Source organism: Rubellimicrobium aerolatum, from assembly GCF_017872975.1.
Classification (GTDB): Bacteria; Pseudomonadota; Alphaproteobacteria; order Rhodobacterales; family Rhodobacteraceae; genus Rubellimicrobium; species Rubellimicrobium aerolatum.
Genome location: NZ_JAGGJP010000002.1, coordinates 113,347 through 125,294 on the forward strand (window position 1 = coordinate 113,347; position 11,948 = coordinate 125,294).

General features: G+C 71.0%; 13 protein-coding genes and 1 pseudogene. 5 read left to right on the forward strand and 9 right to left on the reverse strand.

Annotated features, from left to right (window positions below; genetic code table 11):
• Positions 1 to 103 precede the first annotated feature (103 nt).
• Positions 104 to 2,383, forward strand: coding sequence for an NADP-dependent malic enzyme (locus tag J2Z33_RS02780; RefSeq protein ID WP_209837677.1), 2,280 nt, complete (start codon positions 104 to 106; stop codon positions 2,381 to 2,383).
• On the opposite strand, the gene J2Z33_RS02785 is transcribed toward J2Z33_RS02780, so the two are convergent.
• The 3 genes from J2Z33_RS02785 to J2Z33_RS02795 form a co-directional block, all read right to left on the reverse strand.
• Positions 2,380 to 2,565, reverse strand: coding sequence for a hypothetical protein (locus J2Z33_RS02785; RefSeq protein ID WP_209837679.1), 186 nt, complete (start codon positions 2,563 to 2,565; stop codon positions 2,380 to 2,382). The genes J2Z33_RS02780 and J2Z33_RS02785 overlap by 4 nt on opposite strands.
• Positions 2,566 to 2,687: 122 nt before the next feature.
• Positions 2,688 to 3,011 (reverse strand): YnfA family protein, encoded by a 324-nt coding sequence (locus tag J2Z33_RS02790; RefSeq protein WP_209837681.1) that lies wholly within the window; start codon positions 3,009 to 3,011, stop codon positions 2,688 to 2,690.
• Complete coding sequence (locus J2Z33_RS02795) at positions 3,008 to 3,772, reverse strand: NAD kinase (protein WP_209837683.1); 765 nt, start codon at positions 3,770 to 3,772, stop codon at positions 3,008 to 3,010. The genes J2Z33_RS02790 and J2Z33_RS02795 overlap by 4 nt, the downstream gene beginning before the upstream one ends.
• Before the next feature lie 165 nt (positions 3,773 to 3,937).
• On the opposite strand from J2Z33_RS02795, the gene glyA reads away from it, so the two are divergent.
• On the forward strand, positions 3,938 to 5,221 hold the full coding sequence (glyA, locus tag J2Z33_RS02800) for a serine hydroxymethyltransferase (RefSeq protein ID WP_209837685.1): 1,284 nt from the start codon (positions 3,938 to 3,940) through the stop codon (positions 5,219 to 5,221).
• A gap of 66 nt (positions 5,222 to 5,287) precedes the next feature.
• Positions 5,288 to 6,037 carry an alpha/beta fold hydrolase gene (locus tag J2Z33_RS02805; RefSeq protein ID WP_209837687.1) on the forward strand — a complete coding sequence of 250 codons (750 nt, stop codon included), beginning with the start codon at positions 5,288 to 5,290 and terminating at the stop codon, positions 6,035 to 6,037.
• A 20-nt stretch (positions 6,038 to 6,057) separates the two neighbouring features.
• Here the strand turns inward: J2Z33_RS02805 and J2Z33_RS02810 are convergent, their stop codons facing one another.
• Complete coding sequence (locus J2Z33_RS02810; protein ID WP_209837689.1) at positions 6,058 to 6,558, reverse strand: pyridoxamine 5'-phosphate oxidase family protein; 501 nt, start codon at positions 6,556 to 6,558, stop codon at positions 6,058 to 6,060.
• Between the two features lie 157 nt (positions 6,559 to 6,715).
• On the opposite strand from J2Z33_RS02810, the gene J2Z33_RS02815 reads away from it, so the two are divergent.
• Positions 6,716 to 7,039: a hypothetical protein gene (locus J2Z33_RS02815; RefSeq protein ID WP_209837691.1), complete on the forward strand. Its 324-nt coding sequence runs from the start codon at positions 6,716 to 6,718 to the stop codon at positions 7,037 to 7,039.
• A 72-nt stretch (positions 7,040 to 7,111) separates the two neighbouring features.
• On the opposite strand, the gene J2Z33_RS02820 is transcribed toward J2Z33_RS02815, so the two are convergent.
• The 5 genes and pseudogenes from J2Z33_RS02820 to J2Z33_RS02840 all read right to left on the reverse strand — a co-directional run bounded on the left by J2Z33_RS02820 (position 7,112) and on the right by J2Z33_RS02840 (position 10,788).
• Positions 7,112 to 7,309, reverse strand: a complete 198-nt coding sequence (locus tag J2Z33_RS02820) for a hypothetical protein (RefSeq protein ID WP_209837693.1) — start codon at positions 7,307 to 7,309, stop codon at positions 7,112 to 7,114.
• Positions 7,310 to 8,199: 890 nt separating this feature from the next.
• On the reverse strand, positions 8,200 to 8,748 hold the full coding sequence (locus tag J2Z33_RS02825) for a hypothetical protein (protein WP_209837695.1): 549 nt from the start codon (positions 8,746 to 8,748) through the stop codon (positions 8,200 to 8,202).
• 70 nt (positions 8,749 to 8,818) lie between these two features.
• Positions 8,819 to 9,220: pseudogene (locus tag J2Z33_RS02830) on the reverse strand (elongation factor 4); the annotation flags it as partial.
• A gap of 48 nt (positions 9,221 to 9,268) precedes the next feature.
• Positions 9,269 to 9,946, reverse strand: coding sequence for an AIM24 family protein (locus J2Z33_RS02835; protein WP_209837697.1), 678 nt, complete (start codon positions 9,944 to 9,946; stop codon positions 9,269 to 9,271).
• Positions 9,946 to 10,788 carry a bestrophin-like domain gene (locus tag J2Z33_RS02840; RefSeq protein WP_209837699.1) on the reverse strand — a complete coding sequence of 281 codons (843 nt, stop codon included), beginning with the start codon at positions 10,786 to 10,788 and terminating at the stop codon, positions 9,946 to 9,948. Before J2Z33_RS02840 ends, J2Z33_RS02835 begins: the two co-directional genes overlap by 1 nt.
• 120 nt (positions 10,789 to 10,908) lie before the next feature.
• Here J2Z33_RS02840 and J2Z33_RS02845 point away from each other — a divergent pair, with 120 nt between their 5' ends.
• Positions 10,909 to 11,880, forward strand: coding sequence for a TAXI family TRAP transporter solute-binding subunit (locus tag J2Z33_RS02845; protein ID WP_209837701.1), 972 nt, complete (start codon positions 10,909 to 10,911; stop codon positions 11,878 to 11,880).
• The last annotated feature ends 68 nt before the right edge of the window (positions 11,881 to 11,948 follow it).

The following is an 11,948-nucleotide window of genomic DNA, read 5'->3' on the forward strand; positions in this document are numbered from 1 at the left end:
GGATTTCCTCTTTCCGCGCTCCCCGGTCGCGCGTCCCCTTTGCAACCGCCGCCGCCGCCCCGTAGAAGCGGCCAAAACGACGGCAGAGCAGGAGGGGCCCCCGATGCCCGACGACGGCAAGGACGGCCTGAGGCAGGCCGCGCTCGACTACCACCGCCTCCCCCGTCCGGGCAAGCTGGAGGTGCGCGCCACCAAGCCGCTCGCCAACGGCCAGGACCTCGCCCGCGCCTACTCCCCCGGCGTGGCCGAGGCCTGCCTGGAGATCAAGGCCGACCCCGCCACCGCCCGCGACTACACCTCGCGCGGCAACCTCGTGGCCGTAGTGTCGAACGGCACCGCCGTCCTGGGCCTCGGCAACATCGGCGCGCTGGCCTCCAAGCCGGTGATGGAGGGCAAGGCCGTCCTCTTCAAGAAGTTCGCCAACATCGACTGCTTCGACATCGAGCTGAACGAGAGCGACCCCGAGAAGCTGGCGGAGATCGTCTGCGCGCTCGAACCCACCTTCGGCGCGATCAACCTGGAGGACATCAAGGCCCCCGACTGCTTCACGGTGGAACGGCTCTGCCGCGAGCGGATGAACATCCCCGTCTTCCACGACGACCAGCACGGCACGGCCATCGTCGTCGGCGCGGCCACCACCAACGCGCTGCGCGTGACGGGCAAGCGGTGGGAGGAGATCAAGGTCGTCTCCACCGGCGGCGGCGCGGCGGGGATCGCCTGCCTCGACATGCTGGTGACGCTGGGCGTCCGGCGCGAGAACATCTGGCTCTGCGACCTTCAAGGTTTGGTCCACCACGGGCGCGAGGCCGACATGACCCCGCAGAAGGCGGCCTATGCCCAAGGCGCGACGCCCGCGACGCTGGCGGACGTGATCGGCGGCGCGGACATGTTCCTCGGCCTCTCAGGCCCGAACGTGCTCTCCCCTTCGATGGTCGCGCGCATGGCCGAGCGGCCGATCATCTTCGCCCTCGCCAACCCCTCGCCCGAGATCCTACCCGACCTCGCGCGGCAGGCCGCCCCCGGTGCGGTCATCGCCACCGGCCGGTCGGACTTCCCCAACCAGGTCAACAACGTCCTCTGCTTCCCGTTCATCTTCCGCGGCGCGCTGGACGTGGGCGCGACCACGATCAACGACGCCATGAAGCTCGCCTGCGTCGAGGGCATCGCCGAGCTGGCGCGCGCCACGACCTCCGCCGAGGCCGCCGCCGCCTACCACGGCGAGGAGATGACCTTCGGCCCCGACTACCTGATCCCCAAGCCCTTCGACCCCCGCCTGATGGGCGTCGTCGCCACCGCCGTCGCCCGCGCGGCGATGGAGTCGGGCGTGGCCACCCGGCCCATCGCCGACCTCAAGGCCTACAAGGACCAGCTCGACGGCTCGGTGTTCCGCTCGGCGCTCATCATGCGGCCCGTGTTCGAGGCGTCCAAGCACGCCGCCCGCCGGATCGTCTTCGCCGAGGGCGAGGACGAGCGGGTGCTGCGGACCGCCGCCGCCATGCTGGAGGAGACCGACGACAAGCCGATCCTGATCGGCCGCCCCGAGGTGGTCGACGTGCGCTGCCGGAGGCTCGGCCTGCCGATCCGTCCCGACCGCGACTTCGAGCTGGTGAACCCCGAATCCGACGCCCGCTACCGCGACTACTGGGGCACCTACCACGAGCTGATGGCCCGGCGCGGCGTCACCCCCGACACCGCCCGCGCGATCATGCGGACCAACACGACCGCCATCGGCGCGGTGATGGTCCACCGGGGCGAGGCCGAGTCCCTCATCTGCGGAACCCTGGGCCAGTATCTCTGGCACCTGGGCTACGTCCGCCAGATCCTCGCGCGGGACGGGCTGCGGCCCGTGGGGGCCCTGTCGCTGATGATCCTGGACGACGGCCCGCTGTTCGTCGCCGACACCCAGGTCCACCCCGACCCCACGCCCGATCAGGTGGTCGAGGCCGTCATCGGCGCCGCCCGTCACGCCCGCCGCTTCGGCGTCGTGCCCAAGGTCGCGCTCTGCTCGCATTCGCAGTTCGGCAACCTCGACACCGCCTCGGGGCTCCGGATGCGCGCGGCGATGGAGATCCTCGACCGGCTGCGGCCCGACTTCGCCTACGAGGGCGAGATGCACGTGGACGCCGCGCTCGACCCCGAGATCCGTGACCGGCTCCTGCCCGGCAGCCGGCTGGAGGGGGCGGCGAACATCCTGATCTTCTCGGGCACCGACACGGCGTCGGGGGTGCGGAACATCCTGAAGATGAAGGCGCGCGGGCTGGAGGTCGGGCCGATCCTGATGGGCATGGGCAACCGCGCCCATATCGTCACGCCCTCGATCACCGCGCGCGGCCTCCTGAACATGAGCGCCATCGCCGGGACCCCGGTGCAGCACTACAGCTAGGGCGCCGACTGGCAGGCGCGCGTGCCGCCCGCGAGCGTCAGGACGCAGACGGGGAGCGGGGCCGTCGCGGTCCCGGTCACGGGCGCGCGGGACGGCCGGGCCTCCGGCCCGCCGAGCGCCAGGGCGAAGGCGGTGAGGATCAGGGCCGCGAGGCCCAGGAGAAAGGATGGGCTGTCGGTCATGGCGTCTCCCGGACGGCCCCGAGCAGGGGGGACCACGCCGGGAGTTCGGGCCGGACCGGGATGCCGGGCAAGAACGGCGCGTTGCTAGGCGCCGGGGCCGGACCGCTATCGGCTAACGGCGCTCAACCGCTCCGGGGCGCCCAGAGGATCAGGGCCGCGCCGGCCAGCACCACCGCCCCGCCCGCGAGATCCCAGCGGTCCGGCCTCTGCCCCTCGACCAGCCAGAGCCAGAGCAGCGAGGCCGCGACATAGACCCCGCCATAGGCCGCGAAGGCCCGGCCCGCGAACCCCGACTCCGCTCGGGTGAGGAGCCAGGCGAAGCCGAGAAGCGCGGCCAACCCGGGAACCAGCCAGCCCGGGGACGCGCCGCCGCGCGCCCAGGCCCAGACGGCGAAGCAGCCGCCGATCTCCAGCCCCGCCGCCAGGGCATAGAGCGCGAGCGTCACTCGAACTGCTCGCGGATCAGCCGCTCGTCGAGGCCGTGGCCGGGGTCGAAGAGGAGGTGGTGGCGCACGGCGGGCTCCGAGGACACCTCGACCCAGGCCACGTCCTGCACGGGGCGGGAATCGGCGTCGGCGCGGACGGGGCGCTTGCCGGCCTCGATCACGTCGAAGCGCACCACGGCGTCCCTGGGGATCAGCGCGCCCCGCCAGCGGCGCGGGCGGAACGGCGCGATGGCGGTCAGCGCCAGCACCTCGGCCCCGATGGGCAGGATCGGCCCATGCGCCGAGTAGTTGTAGGCGGTCGAGCCCGCTGGCGTCGCCACCAGCGCGCCGTCGCAGACCAGCTCCTCCATCCGCACCTTGCCGTCCACGCTCACCCGCAGCTTGGCGGCCTGGGGGCCGGCGCGCAGGAGGGACACCTCGTTGATGGCGAGCGCCTCCTCGACCCCGCCCGTCACCGGGGCGGCGCGCATCCGCAGCGGGTTGATGATCGCGTGCTCCGCGCGCGCCAGCCGCTGGCGCAGCTCGGTCTCGCGGTAGGCGTTCATCAGGAAGCCGACCGTGCCCCGGTTCATGCCGTAGACCGGCACCTCGCGCCCTTCGACGGCGTGGAGCGTCTGGAGCATGAAGCCGTCGCCGCCCAGCGCGACCACGACCTCCGCCTCCTCGACCGGGGCTTGGCCGTAGCGGGACACCAGCCGGTCGCGCGCCTCCTGGGCCAGGGCGGCGTCGCTCGCCAGAAAGCGGATGCGAGGCGCGGTCATGCGCGAGGGCTCCCCCAGGTTTCCGTGGGGTTGTCCGCCGCCGTGATGCGAAACGCAAGCCGCCCCTTCGGCGACGCCCGAGGCCCGCCGCGCGTCGTTTTGCGCCTCGCGCCGGGGCCGCGCAGCCGCTAGAAGGCCGCAGACCCGCCTGACAAGGATCGCCCGATGCTGGACAACGGCTTCTTCGACACCTCTCTCGCCGCCCGCGACCCCGAGATCGCCCACGCCATCGCGCAGGAGCTGGGCCGCCAGCGCCACGAGATCGAGCTGATCGCGAGCGAGAACATCGTGAGCCGCGCCGTGCTGGAGGCGCAGGGCTCGGTGATGACCAACAAGTACGCCGAGGGCTATCCGGGCAAGCGCTATTACGGCGGCTGCCAGTTCGTGGACGTGGCGGAGACGCTGGCGATCGAGCGGGCGAAGCGGCTCTTCGGCTGCGCCTTCGCCAACGTCCAGCCCAACTCGGGCTCGCAGGCGAACCAGGGGGTCTACACGGCGCTCCTCCAGCCGGGCGACACCATCCTCGGCATGAGCCTCGACGCCGGCGGCCACCTGACCCACGGCGCCAAGCCCAACCAGTCGGGCAAGTGGTTCAACGCCATCCAATACGGAGTGCGGCGGCAGGACAGCCTTCTCGACTACGATCAGGTCGCGGGGCTGGCCACCGAGCACAGGCCCAAGGCGATCATCGCCGGCGGCTCGGCCATCCCGCGCGTCATCGACTTCGCCCGGATGCGCGAGATCGCCGACAGCGTGGGCGCCTACCTGATCGTGGACATGGCGCACTTCGCGGGGCTCGTGGCGGCGGGGCTCTACCCCTCGCCCTTCCCCCACGCCCATGTCGCGACCACGACCACGCACAAGACCCTGCGCGGCCCGCGCGGCGGGATGATCCTCACCAACGACGAGGACATCGCCAAGAAGATCAACTCGGCCATCTTCCCCGGCATCCAGGGCGGCCCGCTCATGCACGTCATCGCGGCCAAGGCCGTGGCCTTCGGCGAGGCGCTGGAGCCGTCGTTCAAGGACTACCAGCGGCAGGTCGTGGCCAATGCCCAGGCGCTCGCCGACGAGCTGATGAAGGGCGGGCTCGACATCGTGACGGGGGGCACCGACACCCACCTGATGCTCGTGGACCTGCGGCCCAAGGGCGTGAAGGGCAACGCCACCGAACAGGCGCTCGGCCGCGCCTGCATCACCTGCAACAAGAACGGCGTCCCCTTCGACCCCGAGAAGCCGACCGTCACCTCGGGCGTGCGCCTGGGCTCCCCCGCGGCGACGACGCGGGGGTTCGGAGAGGCCGAGTTCCGGCAGGTCGGCCGCTGGATCATCGAGGTCGTGGACGGGCTCAAGGCGACCGACGGGCAGGGCGACGCGGCCATCGAGGCGCGGGTCGCCGCCGAGGTGCAGGCGCTCTGCGAGCGGTTCCCGATCTATCCGGGGCTCTGACGTCCTCCCTCCGGGGCCGCGCTGGCGGCCCTGGAGCCCGGCGGGACGCGCGGCTAGAGAACGGCCATGCTGAACATCCTTCGCCACGGCACCCCGACTGATCGCCCCGCCCTGCTCATCGCCCATGGCCTCTTCGGCTCGGCCCGGAACTGGGGCGTGATCGCCAGGCGGCTGTCGGACGGGCGCGAGGTGCTGGCCGTGGACATGAGGAACCACGGCGAGAGCCCGCACGACCCCGTGCACGACTACCCGTCCATGGCGCGCGACCTCGCCGAGGTCATCGAGGCCCAGGGCGGCCCGATGGACGTGCTGGGGCATTCCATGGGCGGCAAGGCCGCCATGGTGCTGGCGCTGACGCGGCCGGGGCTGGTGCGGCGTCTCGTGGCGCTCGACATCGCGCCGGTGGGCTACGCGCACACGCAGTTGCCCGCCATCGCGGCGATGCGGCGGGTGGACCTCGCCACCGTCGGCTCGCGGAGCGAGGCCGAGGCGCGGATGGGGGCCGATCCGGCGATCGCGCCGTTCCTGCTCCAGAGCCTCGACCTTCAGGGCCGGCGCTGGCGGCTGAACCTCGACGCGCTGGAGGCGGGGATGGATGCGGTGATCGGCTTCCCGGAGGTCGCGGGGCGCTTCGACGGGCCTACGCTGTTCCTCTCGGGCGAGCTGTCCACCTATGTTCGGCCCGAGCACCGGGCGCGCATCAAGGCGCTGTTCCCCGGCGCCCGCTTCGCCCGCGTCAAGGGCGCGGGGCACTGGGTCCATGCCGACCGCCCCCGCGAGACGGAGGCGGCGGTCAGGGCCTTCCTCGACGCCTAGACAGGCGCCGTCGGGCGGGGTCAGCGCAGGCTGACCTCGGCCACGTTGTCCTGATAGTCCTTCTTCGGGTCGCGGCCGAGGATCGACAGCACCCCGGCGATCAGCGAGGAGCCGTCCTTCCAGATCTTGCCGTGCGCCGGGTCCAGCCGCAGCAGCGCCAGCTTGGGGTCGTCCTTGCCCCCCTCGTACCAGGCGGCCACGTGCGGGTTCCACAGCGCGTCGATCATCGCCCGGTTGTTGTCCACCCGGATCGTGCCCGACACCGTCGCCCAGATGTCGTGCCCCTTGGACACGAAGTGCAGGCTGGCGTCCTTGGCCCCCTGCCCCAGATGCTCCACGAGGTCGGATTCGGTGTTGCCGAAGAACCAGATCGGGCCGTGATCCCCGTCGTCCGCCAGTTGCGCGGTCATCGGGCGCGACTCGATCTCGGAGCCCAGGCCCAGCATCACGGTCATGTCCTTGCGGAGCGCGGCCCAGAAGCGGGCCTCGATCTCGGCGTCCTTCTTGGGGTCGTCGGTCATGGGTGTCGTCTCCTTGCGGTTCGGCGGGAGAACGGGCCGGCGCGGGGGCGGGTTCCGTGACGGGCGCGGGGGCGGGCTCGGGCTGGGCGGTGGCCTCCGCCGCTTCCGCCGCCGCCGCCGCGCGCGCGTCGTCCTCGGCCGCCCATTCGGGGTAGCGGTGGCGCGAGAACCAGGGGACGCGGGGGCGCTCGGGGTGGTCGGGGAAGTGGTAGCCGGCCTCCTCCCAGACCTGGCGCTGGATGAAGGAGCGGGCGACGCGGGCCTCCTCGCGCGGGTCGGCGATGCGGCGCTGGCCGAAGGGGGCCTCGGGGCGGCCGCGCAGGATCTCGGCCAGCCGGTTGGGCCGGTGCGGCGACGGGAGCGGCGCGTCGAGGAGGGCGAGGTCCTCGGGCGTGCAGGGCTGGGCGTGGTCGAGCGGCATGGGTCGGATCTCCTGGGCAGGGGCATGGCTTTGGAGGCCATCCTGCCCGGGAAGCGTTAACGCCGTCCGACAGCAACGAACGCTCAGGGGTCGATTCGCGCAACGCCCCCGCTGGGGCGCCCGCGGGGGGCGTCAGTCCTCGGCGGCCTCGCCGGAGTCCCCGTCGCCCTCGTCGTCGGCGTCGCCGGGGGTGACGGGCGCGGTCGAGTTCGCCTCGGCGGGGTTGCCCTCGGTGACGGCCTCGGGGCCGCCGGTGGCGAAGAAGATCAGCCACAGGACCACCACGACGACGATCCCGATGACGATGCCGAGGATGGCGTTGCGGCTCATGGTGGGGGTGCTCCGGTGGGGGTTCCGGGGGGACAAGGGCGGAAGGGGCGGCGGGGTTCCGTGAGTTCGGTGCGCGGCGGTTGGGGCGGCGTTGACCGGGAGGGGCGAGGGTGGGGGGATGCCGGATCGACCCGGTCAAGGACGGGGTCGTGGAGAGGCCCGAGGGGTGGTCGTCGGTTCACGGACCGGCTGGCCGGGGGTGGGCGGGTGGATGCGGGCGTCAGGTGAGCAGGTCCCAGCGCAGCCGAGGTTCACCCGCAGGGGGTCCGCGCGTCACCGTCGCAGGGTTGTAGGGTGGGTGAAACCCACCGTGGCTCGACGTGCGGATGGCGCAATGGTGGGTTGGCACCCACCCTACGGGTTGCTGGCAGGGTGCGCTTCAGCGCACCACGGGGGTTCAGGTGGTGCGCTGAAGCGCACCCTACGCAGGCCATCGGGTGAGGAGATGGCCTCGTTCCGAGCGGCAACGACGGGGGTCGATGGTGGATGGACCCGCGCCGGAGAAGTAGAGGCAGCTACATAAAGCTCCTTGCTCTATGCTAGGAACCAGCGTGACCATGAAGTCGCTGACCAGATGGCACGTTTGATCGCTAGGGAGGTGGCAATGGCAACTTATAAGGAGATTCGGGAGCACACCCGTAAGACGCGCGGCTTCGTCCCGCAAAACTGCTGGATTGCTCATGTCCTGGATACGCATGGCCTAACACAGAGGATTGCTCCTAACCGCCAAGATCCGCAGAAGCGGGTGAAGCCGTGCCCGGAGAACAAATGGGGAAGCCTTGAAGCTGCAATGCGGGAATTGGGCGCCCTGCCTTCGAAGTGAGCGCGTTCAACAGTAAGAACCCGCGCCGGAAGCGCGGAACCATCCACCCTATGCTTGCTAAAACTCGCTACGACACTTCAAGCCCATGGCGCTCATGAGCGGCCATCGCACCATTCATACAGTTCGCAAGCGTCCAGACGTTTTCAACTATTTCTGTGCCAAGTTCCGCACGAATTTTGCTCGACCAGCGAATCAGGGAAACACTTTGAGCAAGAGCAAGAATTATCAAGCAATCATCAGAGTCCGCAAGCATCCGCATGAACCCGACAACAAACGTGACTTGCAAATTTTCGTTGGAAGTGATTTTGGATAGATGAACTGTCGCTGCAACCGCACACATATCAAAAGACATGACAGTTTCATCGTCCAGAACAATAGATTTTTGGATGGAGAGATTTTCTCTTTTATGCTTTTGGCGAAATTGATCATATTGATTGCGAAACTCACTGGCTAGAAGCTCAGAAGTTTTATTAGCTGAACTCACAAAGCGCACAGGCACACCATCCTGATCGCGCTCCGCAGTCACGGTCGCCAAAGGATGAGCGCCGTAAGTTTCTAAATAAGATTCATGGTTGATAAAATGCTTACATATCTTCAACGTATTGCCACCAAACATCTTCTCTTCTCCGCCAAACTATTTAGCGAAGAGTCGGCGAGACTTATGGCAATATTGTGGCGCTGGCTCATCACCCATCCATCTTCAGCGCCGAGATGAACGCCTCCTGCGGGATGTCCACCTTCCCGAACTGCCTCATCTTCTTCTTCCCGGCCTTCTGCTTGTCGAGCAGCTTCAGCTTGCGCGTCGCGTCTCCGCCGTAGCACTTGGCGGTCACGTCCTTCCGCAGCGCCGACAGCGTCTCGCGGGCGATGACCTTGCCGCCGATGGCCGCCTGGATCGGGATCTTGAACATGTGGCGGGGGATCAGGTCCTTGAGCTTCTCCACCATCGCCCGGCCCCGCATCCGGGCCCGGTCGCGGTGGACCATCATCGACAGGGCGTCCACCGGCTCGTCGTTGACGAGGACCTGCATCTTCACCAGGGCGTCCTCGCGGTAGCCGGTGGTCGCGTGGTCGAAGCTGGCGTGGCCGTTCCGGCGAGAGGACCCCGGCAAGCCGGCCCGCGCGGGACGCCGGCCTCACTCGAAGAGGGAGCCCTGGATGCCGGCGCCGGTCATGGTCTCGTAGATGTGCTGGTTCCAGTAGGGCGTCCAGCACACCAGCGCGCGTCCCGTCCCCCGGAAGGCGCGGAGCCGCTTCTGGCCCAAAAGCGGCGCGGCCCAGATCGAGCCCGCCCTCTCGGAGGAGAAGCGCAGGCCCCGCGTCCGGCCCAGCACGAGGCGGCCCTGGACGCGCATCTCGTCCTCCACCTCCACCGTCTCCACCGGGCCCGGCGCGTTGATGGCGACGCGGCCCTGCCCCGCGAGCGTGGTCTTCCAGGCGAGGAGCCCGTCGCCGGCCCAGAAGGCGGGCCAGAACCTTTCGCGGTAGAGGCCGAGGCGCACGCCCTCCTCGGCCGCCCAGAACACGCCGGGTTCGAGCACCCAGGACTCCCCTTCCTCCACGTCGAGGACGTGGTAGCCCCCGAGCGAGGGTTGCAGCAGCACCGAGCCGGTGCCGTGGTAGCGCGGCCGGACCCGCGCCTCGCCCGAGACGAGGCCGCGGAGGAGGTCGCCGGGACCGGGCAGCCGCGCGGTGGCGCGCACGGGGCCGCGCAGGTTCGACACCGCGCCGCGCCGGGTGCGGACGCCCTCGTCCCGCAGGTCCACCCGGACCTGCCGCATCCCCTCGACCTCGCGCACGGAGAAGGTCGCCATCAGGAATCCCCCGCCCGATCAACGAAGGCCGCGCCCTCGTCCCAGGCCATCTGGCGGTCCCACAGGAGGCGGAACGGGTCGGGGTCGAGCCCCGCCTCGCCCCGGAGCGGGTCGTCGAGATAGGCGATGACGAACAGCACCACGCCCAGGAAGAAGGCGGAGATGGTGCCCAGGATCAGGTGCGCCACGAGCTTGATCCGCAGCAGGACGATGATGAGGAGGTTGAGCGCGGCCCCGACCAGCACCGCCTGCCAGAGCACGTCGGGGATGCGGGTGATGACGCCGTTGAGCCGCTGCTGGCGGGCCTGCGCGAAGGCGCCGAAGGCCGACAGCGTCTCGGCGTGGACGATCTCCTGGCCCGCGCCCTGCGGCTCGAAGCCGGCGAGGCGCAGCCGCAGCGCGTCCACGCGGTTGGCGCCGCCGTTCAGCACCTCGCCCCGCCGGTGGGCGGGCCAGTCCTTGTGGATGGTGAACAGGGTGTAGTCCCGGAGCTGCCCCCGCATCCGCGACCGCAGCGGCTCGGGGTAGGAGCCCATGTCGGCGTAGAGCGCGCCGAGCGCGCCGGCCTCCGCCTCGATGTCCTGCCCCACCGCCTCGCGGTTCTGGTAGGCCGCGACGGTCAGCAGGCCGAGGAGCAGCGCGTAGAAGAGCGAGAAGCTCGCGGTGGCGTAGCCGATGGTCTCGTTGATGGTGGGGTCGGCGCGGCCGATCAGCAGCCGCAGGATGGGCTTGAGGAGGAGGATGCCGGCGATGGCGGCCAGGACGAAGGTCGTGGTCAGCATCAGGGCGAGATCGCCGGGGGCCAGGTCGAGCAGCCGGTCGCGCCACGCCGAGAGGTCCATGCCACACTCCGGGTTCCGCCCTGGATGCTAGACAAAGCCGCATGGGACGCAAGCCCGGGCTTCCGCAGCGGCAAGAGGATCGTCTAGGCTTGCACGTCCGGCGGGCGAAGGAGGGGCGGCGTGGGGGCAGGGGCGAGGGGCCGGTGGGCGGCCTGGGCGGTGGCGGCGGCGGCGCTCCTGGGGTCGGGGGGCGCGGCGGCGCAGGAGATGACCGTCTACTCGATCGGCACGGCCGACCTCGACGGCGGCTACTGGCGGGTGGCCGAGGCGCTCTGCCGGCTCGCCAACGAGGCCACGGGGCCACGGGCGCGCTGCTCGCCCGAGACGACGCCGGGCTCGATCTACAACCTGCTGGCGCTGCGGCAGGGGCAGCTCGACCTCGCCATCGTCCAGTCCGACTGGCAGCGCGCCGCCTGGGAGGGGCGGCCCCCGCTCGACGCGCCCATGACCGAGCTGCGGAGCGTGCTCTCGCTCCACGAGGAGCAGGCGACGCTCCTGGCGCGCGGCGGCGCGGGCATCGCGGGCTTCGGCGACCTCCGGGGGCGGCGGCTGGACCTCGGGCCCCCGGCCTCGGGGCGGCGGGCGACGCTCGCGCAGCTCATGGCGGCCTTCGGGATCGGCGCGGAGGACCTCGCCGGGACCGTGGAGCTGGCCACGGCCTCCTCCCTGGACCAGCTCTGCGCGGGCAGCATCGACGCCGCCCTCCTCGTGGTGGGCCATCCCAGCGCGGCGGTGGCCCGCGTGCTGGCCGAATGCGACGTGGCGCTGGTGCCGGTGGCGGGGCCCGAGCTGGCGGGCCTGCTGGAGCGGGGCGACCTCGCCGCCTCGCGGGTGCCGGCGGCGGCCTATGGGCTGGCCGGGCCGGACCGGCCCACCGTGGCGGTGCGGGCGACCGTGGTCGCGCGGGCGGACGCCGACCCGGTGGTGGTCGGGGCCTTCGTGCGCGCGGCGCTGCGCGGCCTGCCCCGCCTGCGGCGCGAGGAGCCGCTGCTCGCCGGGCTCGGCCCCGACGCCATGCGGGACGCCGGCCTGACCGCGCCGCTCCATCCGGCGGCGGCGGCGGCCTTCGCCGGGGAGCGGAGCGCGGACTGACACGGCCCGCGCTTCCAGCCCTCACGGCGCGCGACCGCCCCTCCCCCTTCGGCCCGGGCGATGCTACC

What these genes read in the sequence shown, in the direction of transcription:
- J2Z33_RS02780 (WP_209837677.1), top strand. Translation starts at nt 104, where the DNA reads ATGCCCGACGACGGCAAGGACGGCCTGAGGCAGGCCGCGCTCGACTAC.
- J2Z33_RS02785 (WP_209837679.1), bottom strand. Translation starts at nt 2,565, where the DNA reads ATGACCGACAGCCCATCCTTTCTCCTGGGCCTCGCGGCCCTGATCCTC.
- J2Z33_RS02795 (WP_209837683.1), bottom strand. Translation starts at nt 3,772, where the DNA reads ATGACCGCGCCTCGCATCCGCTTTCTGGCGAGCGACGCCGCCCTGGCC.
- glyA (WP_209837685.1), top strand. Translation starts at nt 3,938, where the DNA reads ATGCTGGACAACGGCTTCTTCGACACCTCTCTCGCCGCCCGCGACCCC.
- J2Z33_RS02805 (WP_209837687.1), top strand. Translation starts at nt 5,288, where the DNA reads ATGCTGAACATCCTTCGCCACGGCACCCCGACTGATCGCCCCGCCCTG.
- J2Z33_RS02810 (WP_209837689.1), bottom strand. Translation starts at nt 6,558, where the DNA reads ATGACCGACGACCCCAAGAAGGACGCCGAGATCGAGGCCCGCTTCTGG.
- J2Z33_RS02820 (WP_209837693.1), bottom strand. Translation starts at nt 7,309, where the DNA reads ATGAGCCGCAACGCCATCCTCGGCATCGTCATCGGGATCGTCGTCGTG.
- J2Z33_RS02825 (WP_209837695.1), bottom strand. Translation starts at nt 8,748, where the DNA reads ATGTTTGGTGGCAATACGTTGAAGATATGTAAGCATTTTATCAACCAT.
- J2Z33_RS02835 (WP_209837697.1), bottom strand. Translation starts at nt 9,946, where the DNA reads ATGGCGACCTTCTCCGTGCGCGAGGTCGAGGGGATGCGGCAGGTCCGG.
- J2Z33_RS02840 (WP_209837699.1), bottom strand. Translation starts at nt 10,788, where the DNA reads ATGGACCTCTCGGCGTGGCGCGACCGGCTGCTCGACCTGGCCCCCGGC.